This window comes from Roseibium sp. RKSG952 (assembly GCF_009711355.1).
In genome coordinates, this window is sequence record NZ_SMMF01000199.1 from 1 (window position 1) to 355 (window position 355).

Genomic DNA, 355 nt, shown 5'->3' on the forward strand with positions numbered 1-355 from the left:
TCTGGCTATGGGCCAAAACAGTTTCAGGAGCTGAGGCGGCTTGGCGCTACGTCTCAGGCTCCGGGTCTTTGGGATCCGGATCAAATCCGGCTAGCTCTCTCAGATACCCCCAACCATGTTGATATCATGGAGGTGAATGAAGAGATCCGCCGGATCCGCTTTGAAAACCCGGTCTCGGTGCTGCGCCATTTGCGAAACACAGGCGTGAATGCCGTCACCTGCCAGACTTGGACCAAGTCACGGCTTGAGGGCTTCTGCCGCAATTACACAGCCATGTCCGAATCCGGTGTGCTGCTTACCTACCATCCTGTTTGGGTCATCGCCCGAAAGCGTCGGTGAGCGCTAACGAAGTTTG

Annotated in this window: 1 protein-coding gene; it reads left to right on the plus strand. The window is 56.1% G+C overall.

From position 1 onward, the window contains the following. Positions 1–339, plus strand: a 339-nt coding sequence (locus E1297_RS48780) for a hypothetical protein (protein WP_209015524.1), incomplete at its 5' end; no start/stop codon positions are given. Positions 340–355 lie beyond the last annotated feature (16 nt).